Annotated in this window: 26 protein-coding genes; 15 read left to right on the forward strand and 11 right to left on the reverse strand. The window is 68.8% G+C overall.

What is annotated here, in order from left to right:
- The first annotated feature begins 24 nt into the window (after window positions 1-24).
- The 3 genes from ACZ5Y9_RS13025 to ACZ5Y9_RS13035 are packed head-to-tail and all read left to right on the forward strand — an operon-like array spanning window position 25 to window position 2,839.
- Complete coding sequence (locus tag ACZ5Y9_RS13025; RefSeq protein ID WP_247624922.1) at window positions 25-1,221, forward strand: ROK family transcriptional regulator; 1,197 nt, start codon at window positions 25-27, stop codon at window positions 1,219-1,221.
- The gene (locus tag ACZ5Y9_RS13030; protein WP_464471529.1) at window positions 1,218-1,826 is read left to right on the forward strand and encodes a DUF4166 domain-containing protein; all 609 of its coding nucleotides are present in this window, start codon (window positions 1,218-1,220) and stop codon (window positions 1,824-1,826) included. The genes ACZ5Y9_RS13025 and ACZ5Y9_RS13030 overlap by 4 nt, the downstream gene beginning before the upstream one ends.
- 56 nt (window positions 1,827-1,882) lie before the next feature.
- On the forward strand, window positions 1,883-2,839 hold the full coding sequence (locus tag ACZ5Y9_RS13035; RefSeq protein ID WP_247625268.1) for a DUF1731 domain-containing protein: 957 nt from the start codon (window positions 1,883-1,885) through the stop codon (window positions 2,837-2,839).
- Here the strand turns inward: ACZ5Y9_RS13035 and ACZ5Y9_RS13040 are convergent.
- Genes ACZ5Y9_RS13040 through ACZ5Y9_RS13055 form a run of 4 tightly spaced genes read right to left on the reverse strand, consistent with a single transcriptional unit; the run spans window position 2,752 to window position 5,343 of the window.
- Window positions 2,752-3,753 carry an epimerase gene (locus tag ACZ5Y9_RS13040; protein ID WP_247624924.1) on the reverse strand — a complete coding sequence of 334 codons (1,002 nt, stop codon included), beginning with the start codon at window positions 3,751-3,753 and terminating at the stop codon, window positions 2,752-2,754. The two genes, ACZ5Y9_RS13035 and ACZ5Y9_RS13040, sit on opposite strands and share 88 nt — an antisense overlap.
- A gap of 1 nt (window position 3,754) precedes the next feature.
- Complete coding sequence (locus ACZ5Y9_RS13045; protein ID WP_247624925.1) at window positions 3,755-4,141, reverse strand: PLDc N-terminal domain-containing protein; 387 nt, start codon at window positions 4,139-4,141, stop codon at window positions 3,755-3,757.
- Window positions 4,142-4,155: 14 nt separating this feature from the next.
- Window positions 4,156-5,085 carry an aldo/keto reductase gene (locus ACZ5Y9_RS13050; protein ID WP_247624926.1) on the reverse strand — a complete coding sequence of 310 codons (930 nt, stop codon included), beginning with the start codon at window positions 5,083-5,085 and terminating at the stop codon, window positions 4,156-4,158.
- Window positions 5,086-5,139: 54 nt separating this feature from the next.
- On the reverse strand, window positions 5,140-5,343 hold the full coding sequence (locus ACZ5Y9_RS13055; protein WP_247956624.1) for an XRE family transcriptional regulator: 204 nt from the start codon (window positions 5,341-5,343) through the stop codon (window positions 5,140-5,142).
- A gap of 118 nt (window positions 5,344-5,461) precedes the next feature.
- On the opposite strand from ACZ5Y9_RS13055, the gene ACZ5Y9_RS13060 reads away from it, so the two are divergent.
- Genes ACZ5Y9_RS13060 through ACZ5Y9_RS13070 form a run of 3 tightly spaced genes read left to right on the forward strand, consistent with a single transcriptional unit; the run spans window position 5,462 to window position 6,859 of the window.
- Window positions 5,462-5,839, forward strand: a complete 378-nt coding sequence (locus tag ACZ5Y9_RS13060; RefSeq protein ID WP_247624928.1) for a helix-turn-helix domain-containing protein — start codon at window positions 5,462-5,464, stop codon at window positions 5,837-5,839.
- A gap of 7 nt (window positions 5,840-5,846) precedes the next feature.
- Window positions 5,847-6,248 (forward strand): ImmA/IrrE family metallo-endopeptidase, encoded by a 402-nt coding sequence (locus tag ACZ5Y9_RS13065; RefSeq protein ID WP_247624929.1) that lies wholly within the window; start codon window positions 5,847-5,849, stop codon window positions 6,246-6,248.
- 8 nt (window positions 6,249-6,256) lie between these two features.
- Window positions 6,257-6,859: a GNAT family N-acetyltransferase gene (locus ACZ5Y9_RS13070; protein WP_404598383.1), complete on the forward strand. Its 603-nt coding sequence runs from the start codon at window positions 6,257-6,259 to the stop codon at window positions 6,857-6,859.
- Between the two features lie 21 nt (window positions 6,860-6,880).
- On the opposite strand, the gene ACZ5Y9_RS13075 is transcribed toward ACZ5Y9_RS13070, so the two are convergent.
- A complete protein-coding gene (locus ACZ5Y9_RS13075; protein ID WP_247624931.1) occupies window positions 6,881-7,084 on the reverse strand; it encodes a hypothetical protein in 204 nt (67 codons plus the stop codon).
- Window positions 7,085-7,193: 109 nt separating this feature from the next.
- On the opposite strand from ACZ5Y9_RS13075, the gene ACZ5Y9_RS13080 reads away from it, so the two are divergent.
- Entirely contained in the window at window positions 7,194-7,805 is a 612-nt protein-coding gene (locus tag ACZ5Y9_RS13080; protein WP_464471530.1) for a flavodoxin family protein, read from the forward strand.
- Here the strand turns inward: ACZ5Y9_RS13080 and ACZ5Y9_RS13085 are convergent.
- Complete coding sequence (locus tag ACZ5Y9_RS13085; RefSeq protein ID WP_464471531.1) at window positions 7,735-8,745, reverse strand: hypothetical protein; 1,011 nt, start codon at window positions 8,743-8,745, stop codon at window positions 7,735-7,737. The two genes, ACZ5Y9_RS13080 and ACZ5Y9_RS13085, sit on opposite strands and share 71 nt — an antisense overlap.
- Window positions 8,746-8,799: 54 nt before the next feature.
- A complete protein-coding gene (locus ACZ5Y9_RS13090; protein WP_464471532.1) occupies window positions 8,800-10,767 on the reverse strand; it encodes a DUF7507 domain-containing protein in 1,968 nt (655 codons plus the stop codon).
- Window positions 10,768-11,107: 340 nt separating this feature from the next.
- On the opposite strand from ACZ5Y9_RS13090, the gene ACZ5Y9_RS13095 reads away from it, so the two are divergent.
- The gene (locus ACZ5Y9_RS13095; protein WP_464471533.1) at window positions 11,108-12,043 is read left to right on the forward strand and encodes a hypothetical protein; all 936 of its coding nucleotides are present in this window, start codon (window positions 11,108-11,110) and stop codon (window positions 12,041-12,043) included.
- Window positions 12,044-12,113: 70 nt separating this feature from the next.
- Here the strand turns inward: ACZ5Y9_RS13095 and nrdF are convergent, their stop codons facing one another.
- The 4 genes from nrdF to nrdH are packed head-to-tail and all read right to left on the reverse strand — an operon-like array spanning window position 12,114 to window position 15,989.
- A complete protein-coding gene (nrdF, locus tag ACZ5Y9_RS13100) occupies window positions 12,114-13,094 on the reverse strand; it encodes a class 1b ribonucleoside-diphosphate reductase subunit beta (RefSeq protein ID WP_247624936.1) in 981 nt (326 codons plus the stop codon).
- A gap of 30 nt (window positions 13,095-13,124) precedes the next feature.
- Entirely contained in the window at window positions 13,125-15,245 is a 2,121-nt protein-coding gene (nrdE, locus tag ACZ5Y9_RS13105; protein WP_247625269.1) for a class 1b ribonucleoside-diphosphate reductase subunit alpha, read from the reverse strand.
- Between the two features lie 20 nt (window positions 15,246-15,265).
- Window positions 15,266-15,715, reverse strand: coding sequence for a class Ib ribonucleoside-diphosphate reductase assembly flavoprotein NrdI (gene nrdI / locus ACZ5Y9_RS13110; protein WP_247624937.1), 450 nt, complete (start codon window positions 15,713-15,715; stop codon window positions 15,266-15,268).
- A gap of 40 nt (window positions 15,716-15,755) precedes the next feature.
- Window positions 15,756-15,989, reverse strand: coding sequence for a glutaredoxin-like protein NrdH (gene nrdH / locus ACZ5Y9_RS13115; protein WP_247624938.1), 234 nt, complete (start codon window positions 15,987-15,989; stop codon window positions 15,756-15,758).
- 378 nt (window positions 15,990-16,367) lie between these two features.
- On the opposite strand from nrdH, the gene ACZ5Y9_RS13120 reads away from it, so the two are divergent.
- The 7 genes from ACZ5Y9_RS13120 to ACZ5Y9_RS13150 all read left to right on the forward strand — a co-directional run bounded on the left by ACZ5Y9_RS13120 (window position 16,368) and on the right by ACZ5Y9_RS13150 (window position 23,924).
- Window positions 16,368-17,576 carry an MFS transporter gene (locus ACZ5Y9_RS13120; protein WP_247624939.1) on the forward strand — a complete coding sequence of 403 codons (1,209 nt, stop codon included), beginning with the start codon at window positions 16,368-16,370 and terminating at the stop codon, window positions 17,574-17,576.
- Window positions 17,573-18,484 carry a sugar kinase gene (locus ACZ5Y9_RS13125; RefSeq protein WP_247624940.1) on the forward strand — a complete coding sequence of 304 codons (912 nt, stop codon included), beginning with the start codon at window positions 17,573-17,575 and terminating at the stop codon, window positions 18,482-18,484. Before ACZ5Y9_RS13120 ends, ACZ5Y9_RS13125 begins: the two co-directional genes overlap by 4 nt.
- Window positions 18,485-18,538: 54 nt before the next feature.
- Complete coding sequence (locus ACZ5Y9_RS13130; RefSeq protein WP_336641996.1) at window positions 18,539-19,297, forward strand: alpha/beta fold hydrolase; 759 nt, start codon at window positions 18,539-18,541, stop codon at window positions 19,295-19,297.
- Complete coding sequence (locus ACZ5Y9_RS13135) at window positions 19,294-20,454, forward strand: acyl-CoA dehydrogenase family protein (RefSeq protein ID WP_247624942.1); 1,161 nt, start codon at window positions 19,294-19,296, stop codon at window positions 20,452-20,454. Before ACZ5Y9_RS13130 ends, ACZ5Y9_RS13135 begins: the two co-directional genes overlap by 4 nt.
- A gap of 84 nt (window positions 20,455-20,538) precedes the next feature.
- A complete protein-coding gene (locus ACZ5Y9_RS13140; RefSeq protein WP_247624943.1) occupies window positions 20,539-21,006 on the forward strand; it encodes an Lrp/AsnC family transcriptional regulator in 468 nt (155 codons plus the stop codon).
- The gene (locus ACZ5Y9_RS13145) at window positions 21,003-22,397 is read left to right on the forward strand and encodes an aspartate aminotransferase family protein (protein WP_464471534.1); all 1,395 of its coding nucleotides are present in this window, start codon (window positions 21,003-21,005) and stop codon (window positions 22,395-22,397) included. The genes ACZ5Y9_RS13140 and ACZ5Y9_RS13145 overlap by 4 nt, the downstream gene beginning before the upstream one ends.
- A 42-nt stretch (window positions 22,398-22,439) precedes the next feature.
- A complete protein-coding gene (locus ACZ5Y9_RS13150; RefSeq protein ID WP_247624945.1) occupies window positions 22,440-23,924 on the forward strand; it encodes a CoA-acylating methylmalonate-semialdehyde dehydrogenase in 1,485 nt (494 codons plus the stop codon).
- Window positions 23,925-23,931: the final 7 nt, after the last annotated feature.

Genomic DNA, 23,931 nt, shown 5'->3' on the forward strand with positions numbered 1-23,931 from the left:
AAGTCCTGTGATTTACTGACCCCTATGAGTGATGCGGAACGCCACCTCTCGAGCGCCTCCACGGGCGCGGGCGACATCTTCCAGCTCCTGCTGGACGGTCAGGCGCGCACCAAGGCCGACCTCGTGCACCTCACCGGCCTCGCCCGTTCCACCGTGTCGGCGCGCGTCGATGCCCTCCTCTCCGCCGGACTGCTCGTCGCCGCGGGCGAGGCCGCGTCCACCGGCGGGCGACCCCCGTCGCGCGTCGCCTTCAACCCGCGCGCGGGCCTCGTGCTGGCCGTCGACCTCGGCGCCTCACACGCCACGATCGCCATCGCCGATCTCGGCGGCAGGATCCTCGGCTCCACCACGCATCCGCTCGACATCGCCGGCGGGCCCGAGCCGGTGCTGGATCGGATGCTCGTCGAGGCCGAGGCCCTTCTCTCCGACCTCGAGACGCCCACGAGCGCGCTCGTCGGCGTCGGGATCGGCGTGCCCGGCCCGGTCGAGCACTCGACCGGCCGCCCCTACAACCCGCCGATCATGCCGGGATGGGACCGCTTCGACATCCCCGGCTACGTGCAGCGCACGTTCGACGTGCCGGTGCTCGTCGACAACGACGTGAACGTGCTCGCCCTCGGCGAGCAGACCACCAGCTTCCCCGACACCACCGATCTCATCTTCGTCAAGGTCGCCACCGGCATCGGTGCCGGCATCATCGCGGGCGGCCAGCTGCAGCGCGGCGCGCAGGGCTCGGCCGGCGACATGGGGCACGTCCGCGTGCCGCACTCCGCCGAGTCCACGCACGCCGCCGATGAGGAGCGCGACCTCGAGGACCTCGCCAGCGGCAGCGCGATCGCCGCGTCACTGCGCGCGCAGGGGATCGACGCCGAGACCAGCCGAGACGTGACCGAACTGGTGCGGGCGGGGAACACCGCGGCGATCGAAGCGTTGCGCCAGGCCGGGCGCGACGTCGGCGAGGTGCTCGCCACGGTCGTGAACCTGCTCAACCCCTCGATCGTCGTGCTCGGCGGCAGCATCGCACGAGCGGGCGAGCACCTGCTGGCCGGTGTCCGCGAGGTCGTCTACCGCCGATCGATCCCCCTCGCCACGCAGCATCTCGCCATCGTGCAGTCCCCGACCGGGGAGCGCGCCGCGGTGCTGGGCGCGGCGATCATGGTCGCCCGCGAGGTGCTCTCCCCCGCCAACGTCGAACGATACGTGTCGGTGAGAACCCGATGATTTCGCCCTATGAGCGCGTGCTCGGAGATCGCATCTCCGAGCTCCACCCGAAGACCGCCTGGTACTTCCGCACGATCCCCGATGGTCAGGTCGGCATCGGTACCGGGGTCTTCACCCGAGCCGGGTCCCCGCATCGCTGGCTGTGGCCGGTCTTCCGCATCGCCGAGTCCCTGGGCGTCGCGTTCGCCGGGTGGGAGCGCGACGTGCCCTTCCGCATCGAGAACCGCACCGTCGGCGGCACGGCCGTCGCGGTGCGGTACTTCGACCTCCCCGGCCGCACCTGGGTCATGCCCGACACGGTCGCCCTCGGCGAGAATCGCATCCTCCGCAACGAGATCGGCCCTCACCGCACCGTCGTGACGACCTTCGACCTCGACGTGCAGGACGGCGCGGTCGTGCTCACCATCCGACGGGTCGGGACGCGGTTCGGGCGGGTGCGCATCGCCGCTCCGCGCCTTCTGCGCCCGCGCATCGGCCTCGTCGAGCGCTGGGACGACGGCCGGCAGCAGCACCACGTGAACATGACCATCGACGCGCCACTCCTCGGTCGCGTCTACGAGTACACGGGCTACTTCGACTACGTGATCGAGAGCGAGACCCCGTGACCGATGCCACGCCCCTCCCCGCGGGCCCCGTCGTCATCGGCGGCTCCTCGGGATTCATGGGCAGGCACCTCGTCCCGCGCCTGCGGTCCGCCGGACGCGAGGTCATCACGATCTCGCGATCCGGGGCCGACATCTCCTGGGGCGACCAGCGCGCGATCGATCGCGCCGTCGACGGCGCGTCGCTCGTGATCGGTTTGGCCGGCAAGAGCGTGAACTGCCGATACACCCCCGAGAACCGCGCCCAGATCTTCCGGTCGCGGCTCGACACCACCGCGTCGCTGAGCTCGGCCATCGCCGACGCGACGGACCCGCCACCCCTGTGGATCAACTCCTCGACGGCGACGATCTACCGCCATGCCGAGGATCGACCGATGACCGAGTCGTCCGGGGATCTCGGCGCCGGTTTCTCCGTGGACGTGGCGAAGGCCTGGGAGCGCGCTCTGTTCGCCGACGATCTGCCGCACACCCGACGGGTCGCACTGCGCAGCGCCATCGTGCTCGGTCACGGCGGTGTGCTCGGTCCGCTCGAACGCCTGGCGAGACTCGGGCTGGGCGGCGCACAGCACGACGGACGCTGGCCCGTCAGCCGGGCGCGCCGCACCGCCGGAACCGGGCACTTCCCGGGAGCACTCCACGGCACGCAGAGGTTCAGCTGGGTGCACGTCGACGACGTGGCCCGGATCATCGACTTCCTCGAGGTCACCCCCTCGATCGAGGGCCCGGTGAACGCGGCCTCCCCGAACCCCTCCGACAACGCCGGGTTCATGGCCACCGTGCGCCGAGTGCTCGGCGTCGGCTTCGGGCCCCCGCTCCCCCGATGGATGCTCGAACTCGGCGCCATCGGCATCCGCACCGAGACCGAACTGGTCCTGAAGAGCCGCTGGGTCATCCCCGAGAAGCTCACGACCGCCGGGTTCGCCTTCGCCTATCCGGAGCTCGAGGGCGCGGTCCGTGAATCCTTCTCGCGCACGTCGCGCAGCGCCGGCTCCAGCTCGGGGAAGGCGAAGGCGTAGCCTGCGTCCTCGAGCACACCGGGAGCGATCCACCGACTGTTGAGCACCAGATCCGGCTCGGCGCGCAGCACCCACATCGCCGGCTCGAGCATGAACCGCCACGAGGGCAGCCCGATCGGCATCCCGACGACACGACGCAGCGCCCGCATCAGTCCGCGGTTGTCCACGACGCCCGGCGCCGACATGTTCACCGGACCCGAGATGCGCGCGTCGTCGCGGATGAACCGCACGGCTCCCACGAGGTCGTCGATGTGGATCCAGCTGAACCGCTGATGCCCGCGGGACCGCCGTCCCAGCGGCTTCCGCGGCTCGGTCGGGTGCGGGCCGATGCCGCGATAGCGCCGGTGCGGGAACCACCAGCCGTCGAACTGCGGCCCGCCGACGCCGAAGCGAGCGAGGCGGAAGAGCAGTGCCGGCGCGGGACCGTCGCCGACCACGAAGGTGATCCGCAGCGCCACGCGCCTCGTCGACGGCAGATCGCCCCGGAACAGCTCGGCTTCCCAGGCCCGGGTCACGTCCGGCAGGAAGCCGGTGTCGCGCTCGGTGTCGGCCTCGGTCTGAGCGCGGTCGAGCGCGTAGCGATAGACCGCCGCGCTGGATGCGTTCATCCAGACGGCGGGCGGATGCTCGGCTCCCGCGATGGCGTCGTGGAGCGCGCGGGTCGTGTCGATGCGCGACTGGAGGATCTCCTCGCGATTGCGATCGGTGAACCGCGCGTTGATGCTCTTGCCCGCGAGACCGATGACCAGGTCCGCGCCGTCGACGACGCGCCGGATCGAGGCGGGGTCGTCCCAGCGGGCGTCCGGGCCGTGGCGGCCGATCACGCTCACCGCGTATCCGTCGGCCTCGAGCGCCTGGGTCAGCGCCGTGCCGACGAACCCGCTGCCGCCGCCGATGACGGCCCGTTTCGCCATGTCAGAGGCCTTCCCCGCCGGATTCGCCGGCATCTCGCTTGCGCTTCTCGATCTCCTCGCGCAGGCGCCATTCCTCGATCTCGCGGTCGAGGTCGGCGATCTGCTGCTCGGTCGTGCGGATGTCGCGGGGCGGCGCCGGGGGTGCCTCGGTGCCCGTCGACGGGGCCGTGCGAGGAGCCCTCCGCAGACGTGGGATCGCGATCCCCGCGTCGCCGTAATCCCGGCCGAGGCCGAACCAGAGGAGCGCTCCGAGGAGCGGCAGCAGGATCACCACGATCAGCCAGACGAGGCGGGGCAGGAACCGCACCTGCGAGTCCTCGCGCCGCACGATGTCGACCACCGCGCCGATCGTCAGCGCGAGAGTGATGATCGTGAACAGGAACGGCATGAACTCAGAGTAGATCAGGGAAGCAGGTGCCCGGCAGCCCGGAACAGCTCGTACCACTCCTCACGGGTGAGTTCGACATCCGCCCCGGCCGCGGCATCCGTCACCCGCTCGGGCGTCGTGGTGCCGAGGACGACCTGCATGCGCGCCGGGTGACGGACGATCCACGCCGTCGCGATCGCGATCGGCGTCACGCCGTGCGCGGCGGCGAGCCGGTCGATGACCGCGTTCAGCTCGGCGTACTGCGGGTTGCCGAGGAAGACGCCGGTGAAGAAGCCGCCCTGGAACGGCGACCACGCCTGGATCGTGATGCCGTTGATGCGGCAGTACTCGACGATCCCGCCGCCGTCGCGCACGATGCTCTGGTCCTCGGCCGCCATGTTCATCGCGATCGGCTGGGCGATGATCGGGGCGTGCGTGATCGAGAGCTGCAGCTGGTTCGCGACGAGGGGCTGGCGCACCGCGGTGCGCAGCAGGTCGATCTGGCGCGGCGTGTGGTTCGACACCCCGAATGCGCGCACCTTGCCCGAGGCTTCGAGCTCGTCGAACGCCCGCGCGACCTCCTCGGGTTCGACCAGCGCGTCCGGGCGGTGCAGCAGCAGCACGTCGAGGCGGTCGGTTCGCAGCGAACGCAGAGATCCCTCGACCTGCGCGACGATGTGCTCGTACGAGAAGTCGAACATCCCCTTGTCGGGCACGATGCCGCACTTGGTCTGCAGCACGATCTCGTCGCGCTCGGCGGCGGTGAGACGCAGGGCAGCGGCGAACCGGGACTCGCAGTGGTGCATGCGTCCGCCGTAGATGTCGGCATGATCGAAGAAGTCGATCCCGGCGGCGCGCGCCGTGTCGTACAGGGCCCGGATGTGGGCGTCGTCCTTGTCGTCGATGCGCATCATCCCGGCGACGACGGCGGGTGCGGTGGTGGTTCCGAAAGGCACGGTCTTCATGGCGCCACGATATCGCGGCGGCGGGCACCCGCGTCAGTGGTCAGTGGTCAGTGGTCAGCGACCCGAGCGCAGGTCAGGGAGGAGGGATGCCGGCGAACGATCCAGCGCCTCGGCGATGCGCGCGAGGTCGACGACGCTGATGTCGGCCTGCGCGTCGAGCTTGCGACGTAGGGTGGAGTAGGCGATTCCGGAGTGCTCCGCGAGCCATCTCTTCGAACGCTGACTCTCACGCAGGGCGGAGACGATCGCGGATGCCACCAATTGTCGATCATCTGCCGTCACACGTAGACAGTATCCTCCCGATTGGCGACACGCAACACCGCGTGTGTCCAATATGACGGCATACTGCATCCATCACGGTGCTATCGTGACTCGTGTGAAGACATCAGCGGAGCTGTTCAACGCGGCCGTCGGCCGTCAGCTGCGGGCCGAGATCGCCGCCGCAGGAAGCAGCATCGCCGCCATGGCGCGCGATGCGGGAGTCGCGCGGAGCGCGCTCGACAACTACGTCACCGGCAAACGCGCCATCCCCGTGCCGGTCGTCTACACGGTCTGCGCGATCATCAACGTCGCTCCGCACCTCGTGCTCGCGCGCGCCGAAGAGCGCCTGAGCGCCGACATCGCGAGCGCCCCGGCGACGATCACTCCCCTGCACCGCCGCCCCGATGTCGCACCCCTCGGCCAGGATGTCCCTGAAGTCGCCTTCGGCTCTCCCCTCCCGCACGATCGCGACACCGACGACCTCTACTCGTAGGAACGACATGGACCCGCAGCTCCTCCGCCTCGCCGAGGAGCGCGGGCTGCACATCGTCGAACGCGCCGGCCCCACGCGCGGCGGCTTCGACCCCGCGCACAGCATCATCCGCGTCGCCCCCGGCATGAGCGCCCGCACCACCCGCAGCGTCCTGGCCCACGAACTCGGGCACGCCACGCTCCGTCACGCGCCGACGACGCACGCGCGCCTGCGCGCTCGCCAGGAGCGCCAGGCCGATGCCTGGGCCGCACGCCTCCTGATCTCCCCGCAGGCCTACGCCGCCGCCGAGAACCTCCGTGGGCCGCACCCGGCGAGCCTCGCGTTCGAGCTCGACGTCACGGTCGAACTGGTGATCGCCTACCAGGCGCTCCTCGCCCACCCGAGTGAACGACAGCGCCGCGCTGGTTGAATGGCCGCATGGCTTTTCTCGTTCCCCCCGCGCCCGTCACGCTCACCGGCCGCCTCGTCGAACTGCGCCCGCTCGACGCGTCGTACCGCGACTCCCTCATCGAAGCCGTCGAAGAGGGCGACCTCTGGCAGACGGCCTGGTACACCTCGGTGCCCGCACCCGACGGGGTCGCCGCAGAGATCGATCGGCGGCTCGATCTCTGCGCGAAGGGCGAGATGATCCCCTTCGTCGCCGTCGATGCGACCGGTCGCGTGCTCGGCCTGACTTCGTACTACGACATCGCCGAGGACGTGCCCCGCCTGCACATCGGGTACACGTGGAACCGCCCCTCCGCCCACGGCACCGGCACGAACGCGGAGTCGAAGCTGCTGCTCCTGCGCCACGCCTTCGAGACGCTCGGCGTCTTCCGCGTCGGACTCACGACCCAGTGGGTCAACTTCCAGTCCCGTGCGGCGATCGAACGCCTCGGCGCCAAGCAGGACGGCGTGATGCGCGCGATGTCGCGCTACCGCAACGGCGCACTCCGCGACAGCGTCGAGTATTCGATCATCGAGCCGGAGTGGCCCGCCGTGCGCGCGAACCTCGAGATGCGGTTGTCGCGCAGGAAGTGAGGGCGCCGGCGCCGACCGTGATCAGTCGGTGGAGGGGCCCGACCAGTTCTTCGAGCGCCGCGTGGCCGAGCCGCGCTCGCGCATCATGAAGGCGAGCGACAGCATCGTGATCAGGAGGCCCGCGACGAAGATGATCGCCTGGTAGTCCTCGGCGGTCTGCGCGAAGGCCATGAGGTAGATCCCTCCGAGGAAGAGGATCAGGAAGAAGATGAAGCTGAGGATCACGGGATCTCCTGTCGTAGCGGCCGCCCCTCCAGCCTACCGCGCGTAGCGCAGGGCACCGATCCGCGGAAGCCCCTTCGCGCGCGCGGCATCCGCTGCTCTACTCGTCATCATGGACACCGCGCTCACCGCACTCGCCATCACCTGCACACTCAAGCCCTCCCCCGCCGACTCGAGCTCCGACCTGCTCGCCACGCAGATCCTCGACGCTCTCGCCGACCACGGCGTCACCGGTGATCTGGTGCGCGCCGTCGACCTCGCCGTGAAGCCGGGCGTCGAGACCGACATGGGGGACGGCGACGAGTGGCCCGCCATCCGCGAGAAGGTGCTCGGCGCCGACATCCTCGTGCTCGTGACCCCGACGTGGATGGGGCAGCACTCGAGCGTCGCCCAGCGGGTGCTCGAGCGCCTCGACGCCGAACTCGCCGAGACGGATGCCGAGGGGCGCCCGATCCTGTTCGACAAGGTCGCGATCGCCGGGATCGTGGGCAACGAGGACGGCGCGCACCACATCGCCGCGATCCTCTTCCAGTCGCTCAACGACGTCGGGTACACGGTCCCCGCACAGGCGTCGGTCTACTGGAACGGTGAAGCGATGCAGGACGTCGACTACAAGGACCTCGACGAGACGCCGGAGAAGGTCGTGGAGACGATCACGACCGCGTCGCGGAACGCCGCGCATCTCGCCCGGGCGCTGAAGACGAACGCGTATCCGGCCGACTGAACGTGACGACCTCGTCGCGACGCGATCGATCCACCGAGAGACCCGCGAGCTCCAGCCGCCGGAACACACGCTTCGGCAGATCCGGCAGCCCGCGCTCCACACCGCGCGGAGGCGTGACGAGCCCCAGGAGGAGCGACAGGTCGACGCCTTCGGCGCGCACCTCGATGCGCGCGTAGTCGCTGCGTGGCCTCCACAGCAGGTGGTTGAGGTCGCGATACGGGACGCGATGGTGCACCAGGCCGACCGTGAGGCGCAGCTCGTCGTTCCCGAACTCGATGACGGTGGGAACGGACCGACGCCGCGCACTGGCGGTGAACACGAAATACACGGGCAACCCGACGAGCAGGCCCAGCGCGATGATCACGATGCGCGGGCCGAGCCTCATCGCGAGGTCGTCGAACACGACCATCAGCACGAACGCCACGAGCCCGGCCGGCAGGATCATCCCGACGATCGCCAGCGTGAGGGCGCGCATGCGCATCTCGACCGCGTCGACGCGCAGCTCCGAGCCGTCGCCGCTCGGCGCACGCTCCCAGGTGCGGAGAACCGGAGCCGGACGCTTCGCGGCATCTCGACGGCTCATCACCGAGGTCACGCGCGAGAGCAGCCCGAGCCAGATCCATCCCGCCGCCGGGATCGCGGCCATCTGCAGTACCACCACGACCGCGCGCACCGGCTCGGAGAGCGTCGCGAGCCAGGGCCCGGCGAACTCGACCACGACGATCATCAGCGCGGCCAGCACCACGGCGACCCCGATGTGAAGGGGAACGCCCGTGCGATTCGGCATCCGCAGCGTGAGGCCCACGAAGGCGAAGCCGAAGCACCACCCGCCCACCAGCATCAGGAGGAACGGCAAGAAGCTCAGGTCGTCGCCGGCCAGGGTCGCCGCGAGGGCGGCGGCGAGGAGGACGACTCCCCAGAAGAGCGGACGGCGCAGCACGGGACAAGCTTAGGATCAAGCCCGCCCCGTGCTGCGCCAGGTGTCAGTTGCGGATCAGCTGCGGCGCGCGCGGCGCACGGCCATCGTCGCCGCTCCGGCGAGCAGCAGCATCAGACCGAAGCCGGCGGCGTACCAGGGCAGGTCGCCTCCGGTGATGGCCAGGCCGGCGCCTGCCTGGCCGGCCGCGGGCGGGGTGGTGCCACCGGGGGCTGCGGGTGCGGTGACGGTCACGGCCGCGGATGCCGATCCGGTGAGGAGGTTCTCATCGGGGTCCACCGCGGAACCCGCGGCACCGTTGGTCAGCGTGCCGACGTCGGCGGCGCGCACCTCGTACGACACGGTGCAGGTGAGCACATCGCCGGGGGCGAGCGTCACGGGTGCGGTCGTGTCGCACTCGAGGTCACCCAGCGGAGCCGATCCCGAGAAGTCGGTGTCCGTCAGCGTGACATCGGAGAGGGTCACGGCGCCGGCGTTCGTCGCGGTGAGCGTGTAGAGAACGTCGTCGCCGACCGCGGCGGTCGATACGGATGCCGTCTTGGTCACGGCGAGGGCGGATTCACCCTCGACCGCGACGAGCGCGGTGGACGCAGCGGATGCCGACGACACCGTGGTGTCGGCGATCAGCGCCGTCGCGACGGCCTCGTTGCTCACACCACCGGCGTCGACATCGGCCTGCGTGATCTCGTAGGGCGCCTGGCACGTGGTGCTCTCGCCGACGGCGAGTTCGGTGACGGGGCACACGATCTCGCCGAGCTCGCCCGTACCCGAGAAGGCCGTCTCGTCGATCGCGAGACCGTCGACCGGCAGGTCGCCGTCGTTCGTGACGGCGAAGTCGTAGACGACCGTGTCGCCCGCGGCCGCGGTGGTCGGGCTCACGGTCTTCACGAGGCCGAGCGACGCCGCCTTCGCGGTGTTCGTGACCGTGCAGCTGACCGCGTCACCGGCGACGAGAGCGAGCTGCTGGCTCGCACCCGCGCCCTCCGGCAGCTCGGTGGTGCTGGTCGCATTCGCGTTGGTGCACGCCCAGTCGGCGTCGTAGTAGTCCACCGGGCTCGCAGAGCCCGCGGTCGACGCTTCGGAGAGCGTGAGCGGACCGCTCGGGATCACCGGCACGACGTCGGTCGATGCCGAGTCGGCGTCGCCCGTCGAGGCGGATGCCAGGAGCGGACCCTCGCTCGATGCGACACTCAGGTCGAACGAGTCGGTGGGGTCGACGCGGCTGGCGACCTGCTTGTCGACCGAGACGCTGGCGGTGCGGATGCCGAAGGCGAGGCCTTCGCGCTCACCGCGGTTGTTCATGTAGAGGCCGCCCGAGATGCGCGTCGCCGACGGCGCCGCGAAGATCGCACCGTACACACCGGGGTTCGCTGTCGAACCCGGGTAGCACCACACGTCGGTCGTTCCGTTCCCTACCGGCGGAATCATGCATCCGCCGGCGGCGCCCAGCCAGTTGTAGTCGATGAGCGACATCGGGGCATCCGAGGTCCAGTGGATCCACTCTCCGGCGCTGCCGACCGCGGCATCCTGTGTCTCGGGAGCTGCCGCGATCAGGTCGTAGCCGCTGACCGGGGTGCCGTTCAGCGAAACCTGGAAGTCGGAGGTGATGATGTCCACGCCGCCGTACGGCTGACCGGCGGTCGCATACAGATACGGACTTCCCGGGATGCCGTTGTAGTAGCCGGGGATTCCCATGATGAACGGGGGGTTCGTCGCGGGAACCGCGACGACCGGGCGCGCCGTCCAACCGGAGATGGGGCGCTCACTCACCGTGTAGGCGACGTCGTAGGCGCCGAGCGACATCTCGAAGTCCTGCCCGTCAGCGCTCTGGCCGATCGTGGAGTCGTAACCGGCGAAGTCGAGCCAACAGATCGAGTCCGGGAACTTCCCGCCCCCGTCCGGGTTGGCGTACCCGCAACTGGACTCGATCGGAGCGGCGGATGCCGGAGCCGCCGCGACTCCCGTGAACAACATGGCCAACAGTGCTGCTGCGCCGGCGAACGCCGACAGTTTCTTGACGCTCACAAGCGCTCTCCCCTGGGTAAAGGTGGGCAGCGTCCCATCAACGCCTCCCCTTCAAGAGACGCCGGAACGGCCCGATCATTACGCGCATCTGTCGGATACCGATGCGCGCACCACCGGCACATCGCGTTCTTTCGAATCCCCCGCGATATTTCGGTCAGCTCACCCTATTAGACAGGAAGTGTCGAATGCGAGATGTGCGCCACACGTCATCCGCAATTTACTTTGAACGTTTATTCAGTCTTGCCGCCCCGGCCCGATGCGGGTGTATGTTTCGGAAATGGAGCCGTTGCGCGTAGGGCTCGTCGCAGATCCGGCTTCGCCCACGGCCGTGGCTCGTCGGATGACCGACCTCGCGCCGCCGATCACCGCCGAGGCCGTCGGCTGGACGGTCGAAGTCGTCAGCGAACCGTTCACCCTCGGGTCCGAAGATGTCGACGTCGCCGTGGCTCGGCTCGGCGGGCACGCCGAGCGGAACGGGTGGGATCTCGTCGTCGGTGTCACCGAGCTCCCGCTGCGCGCCGACGACGGCCGCTATCTGCTGGCGGCGATCGACGCGCGGCGCCGGTCCGCGGTGCTGTCACTGCCCGCTCTGGGCGGCGTGCGGGTGCAGGCGCGAGCACGCCACGCCGTACGAGGGCTCATGGATGAGATGGCCGAACCCGCCACGCGCGAGGATCAGCGCCTGCCGCTCCCCCGGATCAGCGCCCGCGGGCGCCTGCTCATGGGCATGGTGCTGGCGAACCGCCCGTGGATGCTCGCCGCGGGACTCAAGTCGGCGTTGGTCGCGGCCCTGGCGACTGGCGCCGTGGCGACGATCGAACCGACGGTGTGGTCGCTCGCGATCTCCCTGTCGGGCTGGCGCCTGGCGGCGGCGATGGTCGCCTCCATCGCTATCCTCATCGCCTGGATCGTGATCGACGGCGAGCTCTGGGACCGCCCCGAGGACGACTCGCCCGCGTCGCGGGAGAGATCCCGGCTCTACAACACCTCGACGATTCTGACTCTGACCGTGGGGATCGTCATCTGCTATCTGGCCCTGTACGCCGTGAACCTCGCCTGGGCCCTCTTCGTCCTCGATACGGCGGTGATGAGCGACGCCCTCGGTCGCGCCGTCGCACTTCCCGACCTGTTCGTGCTCACCTGGTTCGTCGCGTCGGCCGCGACTCTCGGCGGGGCACTGGGCACCGGCTTGGAGTCGGACGATTCGATCCGCGCCGCCACCTACTCGAAACGCGAGGAGGAGCGGCGCGCTCGCCTTGCCGGCGAGCGCGCCTGAACCGATCACGAGCGCGCCGGAACCGATCACGCGAGATGATCGCCGAGCGGACCGCCCCGCTGACAGTGACTCAGAAGTCCCAGTCGTCGTCTTCCGTCGCCTCGGCCTTGCCGATGACGTAGGAGGAACCCGAGCCCGAGAAGAAGTCGTGGTTCTCGTCGGCGTTCGGCGACAGGGCCGACAGGATCGCCGGGTTCACGTTCGTGACCGTCGACGGGAACATCGCCTCGTAGCCGAGGTTCATGAGCGCCTTGTTGGCGTTGTAGTGCAGGAACTTCTTGACGTCCTCGGTCAGCCCGACGCCGTCGTAGAGGTCCTGCGTGTACTGCACCTCGTTGTCGTAGAGCTCGTAGAGGAGCGAGAAGGTGTAGTCCTTCAGCTCGTCGCGGCGCTCCTGGGTCTCGTTCTCGAGACCCTTCTGGAACTTGTAGCCGATGTAGTAGCCGTGCACGGCCTCGTCACGGATGATGAGGCGGATGAGGTCGGCCGTGTTCGTCAGCTTCGCCTTCGACGACCAGTAGATCGGCAGGTAGAAGCCCGAGTAGAACAGGAACGACTCGAGCAGGGTCGAGGCGATCTTGCGCTTGAGCGGGTCGTCGCCCTGGTAGTAGTCCATGATGATCTGAGCCTTCTTCTGAAGGTTCGGATTCTCGGTCGACCACCGGAACGCCTCGTCGATCTCCTTCGTCGACGCGAGCGTCGAGAAGATCGAGGAGTAGCTCTTCGCGTGCACCGACTCCATGAACGCGATGTTGGTGTACACCGCCTCTTCGTGCGGGGTGATCGAGTCGGGGATGAGCGACACGGCGCCCACGGTTCCCTGGATCGTGTCGAGCAGCGTGAGACCCGTGAAGACGCGCATCGTCAGCAGCTGCTCCTCGGGGGTGAGCGTGTTCCACGACTGGATGTCGTTCGACAGCGGCACCTTCTCGGGCAGCCAGAAGTTGTTCACCAGACGGTTCCAGACCTCGAGGTCCTTGTCGTCTTCGATGCGGTTCCAGTTGATCGCCTGCACGCTGTCGACCAGCTTGAGCGGAGGGTGAGGAGTCATGTTCGTCGTTTCTCGATAATCAGTGACGGGTCAGAGCATGCAGGAGACGCACTCGGTCATGTCGGTGCCCTCGAGCGCCATCTGACGCAGACGGATGTAGTAGATCGTCTTGATGCCCTTGCGCCATGCGTAGATCTGCGCCTTGTTGATGTCGCGCGTCGTGGCGGTGTCCTTGAAGAACAGCGTCAGCGACAGGCCCTGGTCGACGTGCTGCGTCGCCGCGGCGTACGTGTCGATGACCTTCTCGTAGCCGATCTCGTAGGCGTCCTGGTAGTACTCCAGGTTGTCGTTCGTCATGAACGCCGCCGGGTAGTAGACGCGACCGAGCTTGCCTTCCTTGCGGATCTCGATCTTCGACGCGATCGGGTGGATCGACGACGTCGAGTTGTTGATGTACGAGATCGATCCGGTCGGCGGCACCGCCTGCAGGTTCTGGTTGTAGATGCCGTGCTCCTGGATGGACGCCTTCAGCGCCACCCAGTCGGCCTGCGTCGGGATGTGCTTGCCCGCGAAGAGCTCCTTGACCTTCTCGGTCGCCGGCACCCACTCCTGGTCGATGTACTTGTCGAAGAACGCGCCCGAGGCGTACGTCGAGTCCTCGAAGCCGTCGAACGCCTGCTTGCGCTCGATCGCGAGGTTGTTCGAGGCGCGCAGCGCGTGGAACAGCACCGTGTAGAAGTAGATGTTCGTGAAGTCGATGCCCTCTTCGGAGCCGTAGTAGACGTGCTCGCGAGCGAGGTAGCCGTGCAGGTTCATCTGGCCGAGGCCGATGGCGTGCGAGCGGTCGTTGCCGTCTTCGATCGAACGGACCGAGCGGATGTGGCTCTGGTCGCTCACCGCGCTGAGCGCACGGATCGCCGTCTCGACGGTCTGACCGAGGTCGTCGGCATCCATCGAGAGCGCGATGTTCATCGAGCCGAGGTTGCAGGAGATGTCCTTGCCGATCTGGTCGTACGACAGGTCGTCGTTGTACGTGGTCGGCGTGTTCACCTGCAGGATCTCGCTGCAGAGGTTCGACATGTTGATGCGGCCCTTGATCGGGTTGGCCTTGTTCACCGTGTCCTCGAACATGATGTACGGGTAGCCCGACTCGAACTGGATCTCGGCGACGGTCTGGAAGAACTCGCGAGCGTTGATCTTGGTCTTCTTGATGCGCGAGTCGTCGACCATCTCGCGGTACTTCTCGGTGACCGAGATGTCACCGAAGGGCACGCCGTAGACCTTCTCGACGTCGTACGGCGAGAAGAGGTACATGTCCTCGCCGTTCTTGGCGAGCTCGAAGGTGATGTCGGGAACGACGACACCCAGCGAGAGGGTCTTGATGCGGATCTTCTCGTCGGCGTTCTCGCGCTTGGTGTCGAGGAACCGCATGATGTCGGGGTGGTGCGCGTTGAGGTACACCGCACCCGCGCCCTGACGGGCACCGAGCTGGTTGGCGTAGCTGAAGCTGTCTTCGAGCAGCTTCATCACGGGGATGATGCCCGAGGACTGGTTCTCGATCTGCTTGATCGGGGCGCCGGCCTCACGGATGTTCGAGAGCAGCAGCGCCACGCCGCCGCCGCGCTTGGAGAGCTGCAGCGCCGAGTTGATGCCGCGGGCGATCGACTCCATGTTGTCTTCGATGCGCAGGAGGAAGCAGCTGACGAGCTCGCCGCGCTGCGCCTTGCCCGCGTTGAGGAAGGTCGGCGTCGCCGGCTGGAACCGGCCGGAGATGATCTCCTCCACCAGGGCGACGGCGAGCTTCTCGTCACCGTCGGCGAGTCCGAGGGCGGTCATGACGACGCGGTCCTCGAAGCGCTCGAGGTAGCGCTTGCCGTCGAACGTCTTGAGCGTGTAGCTCGTGTAGTACTTGAAGGCGCCGAGGAACGTCTCGAAGCGGAACTTCTTGCCGTAAGCGAGGTCGTTGAGCTTCTGGATGAACTCGAGCGAGTACTGCTCGATCACGGCCGGCTCGTAGTACTCCTTCTCGACCAGGTAGTCGAGGCGCTCCTTGAGGGAGTGGAAGAAGACCGTGTTCTGGTTGACGTGCTGCAGGAAGTACTCCCGCGCCGCACGCTTGTCGGCGTCGAACTGGATCTTGCCGTTCGCGTCGTAGAGGTTCAGCATCGCGTTCAGGGCGTGGTAGTCCAGCCCCTCGTACGCCTGGTTCATCTTGAACGCCGCCTGCTGTGTCACGGTCTGCTCGTCAACTGCGCTGCCCACACTCGTTCCAATCCGTCGCTGACGCGATCCACGTCGTCCTGTGTGCCGAAGATTTCTAGCCGATACAAGTGAGGCACGTGGCACTTGCGGCTGATGATGTCGCCGGCGAGGCAGAATGCCTCGCCGAAGTTGGTGTTGCCTGCGGAGATCACTCCGCGGATGTGACGACGGTTGCGCTCGTCGTTGAGGAACCGGATCACCTGCTTGGGCACGGCGCCCCGCTCGACGCCTCGCCCCTCGCCCCCGCCATAGGTCGGGGTGACCAGAACGTAGGGCTCGTCGATGACGAGCTCTCCGTCGTTCCGGTGGAGCGGGATACGTCGGGCGGGAAGGCCCAGTTTCTCGATGAAGCGCGCCGTGTTTCCGGACACGCTCGAGAAGTAGACGAGGAGCGGTGCTGCGGTCGCGATGGCGTTCATGCGTCGATTCGCTCTCTCACCCCGCTGCGCGGCTGCCCGATCAGGCCAGACGGGTCGCGAGCTCGTCGATCTTGTCGGGACGGAAGCCCGACCAGTGGTCCTCGTCGGTGACGACGACCGGCGCCTGCATGTAGCCCAGCGCCTTGACCTGCTCCAGGGCCGTCGGGTCCTCCGACAGGTCGTGGATCTCGTACTCGATGCCCTTGGCATCCAGGGCGCGGTAGGTCGCGTTGCACTGGACGCAGGAAGGCTTGGTGTAGACCGTGATCGACATCTGTTTCCCCTCAGAATCGTTGTGTGGCCGGCAGTCCTCCGCCGGGAGTTCAATACTACATATAGGGACGGACACTCGGAGTGACCACAAGGGGTAGTAGTTACATTCGTGTAGTTTTTCCACCGCTCTCCCCAGATACAACACAGGTTCTCCACCGTTTCTTCCACAGGCGGAGGGGCGGGCGCAGGGCTCCCGAACCGCGAGAAATCGCGGCTGGGAGGCACCTGTGAGAGATCCATCCACAGGTCGCACGCTACGCCGGGCATCCGACATTCGGATTCCTGTGGAAACTGCTCCTCGGCGTGTCGTCGGCGTGTCGCCGATGCCGGGGCATCCGACCGTTCCCGTAGCGTCCGCGGCTGCCGGTACCGTTGTCTGGTGGCGGGATATCAGGACCTTCTTCGCACGCCCGGAGTGGCGCGCATGATCGCGGCTCAGCTGACGGCGCGATTCCCCAACGGCATGTCCTCGCTCGCGATCCTGCTGCACGTCGAGCAGCAGACCGGGTCGTACGGCGCCGCGGGCCTCGTCCTCGCCGCGACGAGCGTCGGGCAGGCCGTCGCCGGCCCCGTGACCAGCCGCTGGATGGGCGCGTGGGGCATGCGTCGGGTGCTCACCCTCACCCTCTCGGTCTGCGTCGTCGCCGTGCTCTGCCTGGCCCTGCTCCCCCTGAGCCTGCCCGGGTACATGGCGCTCGGTCTGATCGCCGGGCTCTCGACACCGCCCGTGCAGTCGGCGGTGCGCACGATCTACCCCAAGCTCGTCAACGCCAAGCAGCTCACTCCCCTCTTCTCCCTCGACGCCTCGCTGCAGGAGATCATCTGGATCCTCGCCCCGGTGGTCATCACGCTGGTCTCGACCCAGGTCGGCACCACGCAGGGCCTGCTCCTCGTGGCGGTGTTCCTCGTCGGCGGCGGCTCGTGGTTCATCCTCTCCCCCGAGGTCGGGCGCGTGCGCATCCCGCGCAGCCGCAGCGCGCTCGGCAAGGTGGTGCTCAAGCCCCCGGTGCTGATGGCCACCATGATCGGCTTCCTCCTCATCGGCGCGTGCTCCGCGGTCGAGGTGGGCGTGGTCGCGACCTTCGAGCACGGCAGTCTCGAGGCGGGCCTGGTGCTCGCGGTCTTCGCGGTGGGAAGCCTCGCGGGTGGGCTGTCGTTCGGACACATCCCGATCGGGCCGTGGGCGATGGCGCGCCGCCTCACGATCGTGACGGTCGGCCTCGCGCTCACCATGGTCTCGCTCAACGTGTTCTGGCTCGGCGGCACGCTCATCCTCGCCGGTATCGGCATCGCGCCGGCCCTCGCGGTGCTGTTCGCGATCACGACGGCGAGCGTCAAGTTCAGCGAGACCGCCGAGGCCTTCGGCTGGGCGGGCACCGGTCAGCTCATCGGCGCCGCTGCCGGATCCGCGGTGGCCGGCTTCCTCGTCGATGCCACCGACGCCCGCGGAGCCTACTTCGCCGCCGTCCTCTTCGCCGCGCTCGGTCTGGTCGTGTCGATCGTCTTCGTCCGCGCCCTCCCCGACCTGCGTCATCGCGACGCGAGCCCCTACCCCGACACCGAACCCCTGGCGGTCACCCCCTCATGAGCACGCTCCCCTCTTCTCCGTCCGCGCCCGAGGTCGTCTGCATCGGCGAGTCCATGGGCCTCGTCACCGCACTGGGCGCTCCTCTGGCCGAGACCGAGACCGCCGCCCTCGGCATCGCGGGCGCCGAGGGCAACGTCGCGGTCGGCCTGGTCGCCGCGGGGCACCGGGCCGTGTGGGCGTCGCGCCTCGGCGACGATCCCATCGCTGAGCGCATCACCGGCGAGCTTGCTCGGCGCGGGGTCGAGCTCTGGGCCGAGAAGGACGCGGATGCTCCCACCGGCGTCATGTTCAAGGATCCGGGCGTCGAGTCCTCGTCGGTCTACTACTACCGCCGCGGATCGGCCGCCTCCCTGATGGATTCCGGCTTCCTCTCCGTCGACCGGCTGCGGGGCGTGCGCGTCGTGCACACGACGGGCATCACGCCCGCGCTCTCCGCCTCGTGCCGCGCCATGGTCGACGACCTGTACGTCGACGCCCGCGAGGCGGGGGCCCTCGTCTCGTTCGATGTGAACGACCGCCGAGCGCTGTGGTCGATGGACGACGCGCAGGCCACTCTGACCCGCCTCGCCGACGCCGCCGACATCGCCTTCGTGGGCCGTGACGAGGCCGAGCGGCTCTGGGGCACCGCGACCGCCGCCGATGTGCGCGCCCATCTGCCGAACTGCGCTCTCCTGATCGTCAAGGACGGCGACGTCGGCGCGACCGCCTTCGCCGCCGGCGAGGAGCCCGTGTTCGTCCCCGCTCCGCGCGTCGACGTCGTCGAGCCCGTCGGAGCCGGCGACGCCTTCGCCGCGGGTTTCCTCGCCGCGACCCTCGATGGCACGGCCCTCGCCGACCGGCTCTCCGCCGGGCACGCCGCCGCGGCGCGCGTGCTCCGCACCCACGGAGACCTGCCGCCGCTCGGATGACGGCGATCGACACCCGACGGAGACTCCCTCCCGTCGCGGTTCTAGGCTGAGGGCATGGCCGCACCGCTCATGCTCCCCCGCCTCTCCTGGGGCGATCCGACCGCCGACCGCCATGCGCTCCTCGTGCACGGGCTGGGGTCGTCCGGCGCGCTGATGTGGCGCCTCGGCGAGGCCCTCGCCGAGTCCGGGTGGCACGCGGTCGCCGTCGACCTGCGCGGTCACGGCGACGCACCGCGGGCGCTCGACTACACCGTCGCCGCGTACGCCGCGGATCTCGGGATCGCGCGACCGCAGCGCGGAGGCGCGTGGGATGCCGTCGTCGGCCACTCGCTCGGCGGCGCATCGAGCACGGTGGCCGCGGCCTCCGACCCGGACTGGACGCGCCGTCTGATCCTGCTCGACCCCGCGATCTTCGTCGAGGGCCGCGACGCGAAGATCGTGCGCAAGAGTCAGGAGCGCGCGTTCGCGGACCAGCGGATCGAGGTCGTGCAGCAGGAGCATCCGCACTGGCACCCGCAGGACTGGGAGCTCAAGGTCGACGCGGTCCGTCGGGCGAGCGCCTGGGCGGTCGAGCAGACCAGCGTGCAGAACACCCCCTGGGACGTGCGAGCGGATGCCGCACGCCTCGCCGTACCCACGCACGTGATCGCCTCGGATCCCGAGGTCTACAGCATCTTCACCGGCGATACCGCGACCGACGTGCTGAGCGCGAACCCGCTCGTGACGATGTCGATCGTCGACGGCGCCGGGCACTCGCTGCACCGCGACAAGCCGGAGGAGTCGATCCGTCAGCTCCGGGAGGCCCTGGCATGAGCGCCTTCGACCCGGCCGCCTTCCTGCCCGACGATCTGCTCGAGCGGATCCGCGAACGCGCACCGATCCACGACCGCGAGAACACGTTCCCCCAGCAGGATCTCGATGAGCTCCGCGCCGCCGGGTACCTCGCCATCCTCGTCCCGGCCGACCGGGGAGGTGCGGGACTCGGGCTCGCCGAGGCGGCGATCCTGCAGCAGCGCCTCGCCTCGGCCGCACCGGCGACCGCGCTGGCGATCAACATGCACCTCGTCTGGACGGGTGTCGCGAAGGTGTTCTCCGACCGCGGGGTCCCCGGCCTCGAGTTCGTGCAGGACGGCGCAGTCGCGGGCGAGGTCTTCGCCTTCGGCATCAGCGAGGGCGGCAACGACCTCGTGCTGTTCGGCAGCGACACGGATGCCGTGCCCACCGCCGACGGCGGCTACACGTTCACCGGCACGAAGATCTTCACCTCGCTCGCCCCGGTGTGGACGAAGCTCGGACTGCACGGCCTCGACACGACGAGCGCCGACGCTCCGAAGCTCGTGTTCGCGTTCGTGGAGCGCACGGATGCCGTCGTCACCGGCGACGACTGGGACACCCTCGGCATGCGCGCCACCCAGAGCCGCACCACTCGTCTGTCGGGCGCGGCGGCCGCCGCCGAGCACGTCGTGCGGCGCATCGATCCGGGACCGAACCCCGACCCGATCGTGTTCGGCATCTTCAGCGTCTTCGAGGTGCTGCTGGCCTCGGTCTACACCGGGCTCGCCCGCCGCGCGCTCGATCTCGCGGTCGAGACCGCTCACCGGCGCCGCTCGAAGAGCACCGGCGCCGCGTACAGCCAGGACCCCGACATCCGCTGGCGGATCGCCGACATGGGCCTCGCCTACGACGCGCTCCCGCCGCAGATCCGGGCCCTCGCGCGCGACGTCGACGAGCGCGTCGATCACGGCGCCCGCTGGTTCACGCTGCTGTCGGGGCTCAAGCACCGCGCGATCACGACGGCGAAGCAGGTCGTCGACGAGGCGATGCTCGTCGCCGGAGGCGGCTCGTACTTCTCGAGCAACGAGCTGTCCCGCCTCTACCGCGACGTGCTCGCCGGAGCCTTCCACCCCTCCGATCCCGAATCCGCGCACGCGACCGCGGCGAGCGCCTGGCTCGGCCCCCGCAAAACCTGACACTTCCTGCCGAATTCGCAGATTGAATGAATCGATCCTGCGAAATCGGTTGAAATGACCGGCTACGGGTGCGAGGATCGCACCATGGTCTCCTCGAAGAAGCAGTCCCCCCTCGATGCCGTCTCCAAGACGATCATCGAGCTGCTCCAGGACGACGGGCGTCGCTCGTACTCCGACATCGGCCGCGTCGTCGGCCTGAGCGAAGCAGCGGTCCGTCAGCGCGTGCAGCGGCTCACCGAATCCGGGGTGATGCAGATCGTGGCGGTCACCGACCCCATGCAGCTCGGCTTCCACCGGCAGGCGATGATCGGCATCCGCGTGTCCGGCGATGCGCGCCGCGTCGCCGAGGCCGTCGCCGAGATCGAGGCGATCGACTATGTCGTCATCACGGTCGGCGCCTTCGACGTGCTCGCCGAGGTCGTCTGCGAGGACGACGAAGACCTGCTGTCCCTGATCAACGACGTCATCCGACCGATCGACGGCGTGCTGTCGACCGAGACCTTCATCTACGCCAAGCTGCAGAAGCAGCTCTACAACTGGGGGACCCGATGAACACCGCTCTCTCACCCGAGGCCGAGGCCGCACTGCAGGCGAAGGCTCAGGACCACCTCTGGATGCACTTCACGCGCCAGTCGACCATGGCCACCTCCGGTGTGCCGATCATCGTCAAGGGCGAGGGCCACCGCATCTGGGACGCGAAGGGCAAGGAGTACTTCGACGGGCTCGCCGGCCTCTTCGTCGTCAACGCCGGCCACGGGCGGCAGCGTCTCGCCGAGGCCGCGGCGAAGCAGGCATCCGAGCTCGCGTTCTTCCCGCTGTGGTCGTACGCGCACCCGGCGGCGATCGAACTCGCCGACCGCCTCGCCGACGAGGCACCCGGCGACCTCAACCGCGTCTTCTTCTCGACCGGCGGCGGTGAAGCCGTCGAGACCGCGCTCAAACTCGCGAAGCACTACTGGAAGCTGCAGGGCAAGCCCACCAAGCACAAGGTGATCTCGCGCTCGGTCGCCTATCACGGCACCCCGCACGGCGCCCTGGCGATCACCGGCATCCCCGCGATGAAGGCGATGTTCGAGCCGGTCGCCCCGGGCGGATTCCGGGTGCCGAACACCAACTTCTACCGGGCGGCCGAGATGGGTGCCCCCGCCGACGACCTCGAGGCCTTCGGCCGCTGGGCCGCCGACCGCATCGAGGAGATGATCCTCTTCGAGGGCGCCGACACCGTCGCCGCGGTCTTCCTCGAGCCGGTGCAGAACTCCGGCGGATGCTTCCCGCCCCCTCCCGGCTACTTCCAGCGGGTGCGCGAGATCTGCGACCGGCACGACGTGCTGCTCGTCTCGGACGAGGTCATCTGCGCCTTCGGGCGCCTCGGCCACACCTTCGCGTGCACGGGTCTCGGCTACGAGCCCGACATGATCACCTGCGCGAAGGGCATGACGAGCGGGTACTCGCCGATCGGCGCGACGATCGTCAGCGACCGCATCTACGAGCCGTTCTCGAAGGGCGACCTGTCGTTCCCTCACGGCTACACGTTCGGCGGTCACCCGGTCTCGGCGGCGGTGGCGCTCGAGAACCTCGCGATCTTCGACGAGGAGGGACTCAACGCCCGCGTCCGCGAGAACTCGCCGCTGTTCCGCGCCGAGCTCGAGAAGCTGAGCGATCTGCCGATCGTGGGCGATGTGCGCGGCGACGGCTACTTCTTCGGCATCGAGCTGGTGAAGGACAAGGCGACGCGCGAGACCTTCGACGACACCGAGTCCGAGCGACTCCTGCGCGGATTCCTCTCTCCCGCGCTGTTCGAGGCCGGCCTGTACTGCCGCGCCGACGACCGGGGCGACCCCGTGATCCAGCTCGCGCCGCCGCTGACCGTGGGTCCGGCCGAGTTCCGCGAGATCGAGCAGATCCTGCGCGACGTGCTCACCCGCGCGCAGGCCGTTCTCTGAGCAGCCCCTCTCCCCCTTCCCCTTCACACCCTCAGGAGCACTGTGGACGTCGTCCGTCATGTCATCAACGGTTCGGAGACCGCCGAGGCGGCCCGCACCGGTCAGATCTTCAACCCCGCGACCGGTGAGGTGACCCGCGAGGTCGCGTTCGCCTCGACCGCCGAGGTCGACGGCGCGATCGCCGCCGCCGCGGCCGCCGCACCCGCCTGGCGCGAGACGAGCCTGATCAAGCGCGCCGACGTGTTCTTCCGGCTGCGCCAGCTGCTCAAGGAGCGCACGCCCGAGCTCGCGGCGATCGTCACCTCCGAGCATGGCAAGGTGCTCTCGGATGCCGCGGGCGAGGTGTCGCGCGGCATCGAGAACGTCGAGTTCGCCGCCGGTCTCGTGCACCTGCTCAAGGGCGAGCGCAGCGAACAGGTCTCACGCGGCGTCGACGTGCACTCGGTCAAGCAGCCGGTGGGGGTGGTCGCCGCGATCACGCCGTTCAACTTCCCCGTGATGGTGCCGCTGTGGATGGTCGCCTCGGCGATCGCCTGCGGCAACACGGTCGTGCTCAAGCCCAGCGAGAAGGACCCGTCGGCCGCCGTGTGGCTGGCGAAGCTCTTCCGGGAGGCGGGCCTCCCCGACGGCGTGCTCAACGTCGTGCACGGCGACAAGGAGGCCGTCGACGCCCTGCTCGAGTCGCCCACCGTGTCGGCCGTCAGCTTCGTGGGCTCCACCCCGATCGCCCGCTCGATCTACCAGCGCGCCTCGGCCGCGGGCAAGCGCGTGCAGGCCCTCGGGGGCGCGAAGAACCACATGGTCGTGATGCCGGATGCCGACATCGACGCGGCGGCCGATGCCGCGGTCTCCGCCGCCTACGGCTCGGCCGGCGAGCGCTGCATGGCCGTGTCGGTGCTCGTCGCCGTCGGCGACGTCGCCGACGACCTGGTCTCGGCGATCGCCTCCCGCATCGACGGACTCACGATCGGCGACGGCACCGATCCCTCCAGCGAGATGGGCCCGCTCATCACCCGCGAGCACCGCGACCGGGTGGCCTCGTACGTCACGGGAGCGGCGGCCGAGGGCGCCACGGTCGTCGTCGACGGCACCGCGAAGGAGTTCGACTCGAACGGCTTCTTCTTGGGCGTCAGTCTGATCGACCACGTCACCCCGGGCACGAAGGTGTACGACGACGAGATCTTCGGCCCGGTGCTGTCGGTCGTGCGCGTCGACACCTACGCGGATGCCGTGGCGCTCGTGAACGCCAACGCCTACGGCAACGGCACCGCGATCTTCACCCGCGACGGCGGAACGGCCCGTCAGTACGAGTTCGACATCGAGGTCGGGATGGTCGGAGTCAACGTGCCGATCCCCGTGCCGATCGGTGCGTACTCCTTCGGCGGCTGGAAGGACTCGCTGTTCGGCGACTCCCACATCTACGGCCCCGAGTCCGTGCACTTCTACACGCGCTCCAAAGTGGTCACCACCCGCTGGCCCGACCACACGCCGTCGCAGATCGACCTCGGCTTCCCGAGCAACCACTGATCGAGGA

The organism is Microbacterium sp. T3-8 (genome assembly GCF_055398145.1).

What these genes read in the sequence shown, in the direction of transcription:
- ACZ5Y9_RS13025 (WP_247624922.1), top strand. Translation starts at nt 25, where the DNA reads ATGAGTGATGCGGAACGCCACCTCTCGAGCGCCTCCACGGGCGCGGGC.
- ACZ5Y9_RS13125 (WP_247624940.1), top strand. Translation starts at nt 17,573, where the DNA reads ATGAGCACGCTCCCCTCTTCTCCGTCCGCGCCCGAGGTCGTCTGCATC.
- ACZ5Y9_RS13040 (WP_247624924.1), bottom strand. Translation starts at nt 3,753, where the DNA reads ATGGCGAAACGGGCCGTCATCGGCGGCGGCAGCGGGTTCGTCGGCACG.
- nrdF (WP_247624936.1), bottom strand. Translation starts at nt 13,094, where the DNA reads ATGACTCCTCACCCTCCGCTCAAGCTGGTCGACAGCGTGCAGGCGATC.
- nrdH (WP_247624938.1), bottom strand. Translation starts at nt 15,989, where the DNA reads ATGTCGATCACGGTCTACACCAAGCCTTCCTGCGTCCAGTGCAACGCG.
- ACZ5Y9_RS13095 (WP_464471533.1), top strand. Translation starts at nt 11,108, where the DNA reads ATGACCGACCTCGCGCCGCCGATCACCGCCGAGGCCGTCGGCTGGACG.
- ACZ5Y9_RS13135 (WP_247624942.1), top strand. Translation starts at nt 19,294, where the DNA reads ATGAGCGCCTTCGACCCGGCCGCCTTCCTGCCCGACGATCTGCTCGAG.
- ACZ5Y9_RS13050 (WP_247624926.1), bottom strand. Translation starts at nt 5,085, where the DNA reads ATGAAGACCGTGCCTTTCGGAACCACCACCGCACCCGCCGTCGTCGCC.
- ACZ5Y9_RS13070 (WP_404598383.1), top strand. Translation starts at nt 6,257, where the DNA reads ATGGCTTTTCTCGTTCCCCCCGCGCCCGTCACGCTCACCGGCCGCCTC.
- nrdI (WP_247624937.1), bottom strand. Translation starts at nt 15,715, where the DNA reads ATGAACGCCATCGCGACCGCAGCACCGCTCCTCGTCTACTTCTCGAGC.
- ACZ5Y9_RS13140 (WP_247624943.1), top strand. Translation starts at nt 20,539, where the DNA reads ATGGTCTCCTCGAAGAAGCAGTCCCCCCTCGATGCCGTCTCCAAGACG.
- ACZ5Y9_RS13035 (WP_247625268.1), top strand. Translation starts at nt 1,883, where the DNA reads ATGGGCAGGCACCTCGTCCCGCGCCTGCGGTCCGCCGGACGCGAGGTC.
- ACZ5Y9_RS13030 (WP_464471529.1), top strand. Translation starts at nt 1,218, where the DNA reads ATGATTTCGCCCTATGAGCGCGTGCTCGGAGATCGCATCTCCGAGCTC.
- ACZ5Y9_RS13080 (WP_464471530.1), top strand. Translation starts at nt 7,194, where the DNA reads ATGGACACCGCGCTCACCGCACTCGCCATCACCTGCACACTCAAGCCC.
- nrdE (WP_247625269.1), bottom strand. Translation starts at nt 15,245, where the DNA reads ATGAACCAGGCGTACGAGGGGCTGGACTACCACGCCCTGAACGCGATG.
- ACZ5Y9_RS13065 (WP_247624929.1), top strand. Translation starts at nt 5,847, where the DNA reads ATGGACCCGCAGCTCCTCCGCCTCGCCGAGGAGCGCGGGCTGCACATC.
- ACZ5Y9_RS13045 (WP_247624925.1), bottom strand. Translation starts at nt 4,141, where the DNA reads ATGCCGTTCCTGTTCACGATCATCACTCTCGCGCTGACGATCGGCGCG.
- ACZ5Y9_RS13130 (WP_336641996.1), top strand. Translation starts at nt 18,539, where the DNA reads ATGGCCGCACCGCTCATGCTCCCCCGCCTCTCCTGGGGCGATCCGACC.
- ACZ5Y9_RS13145 (WP_464471534.1), top strand. Translation starts at nt 21,003, where the DNA reads ATGAACACCGCTCTCTCACCCGAGGCCGAGGCCGCACTGCAGGCGAAG.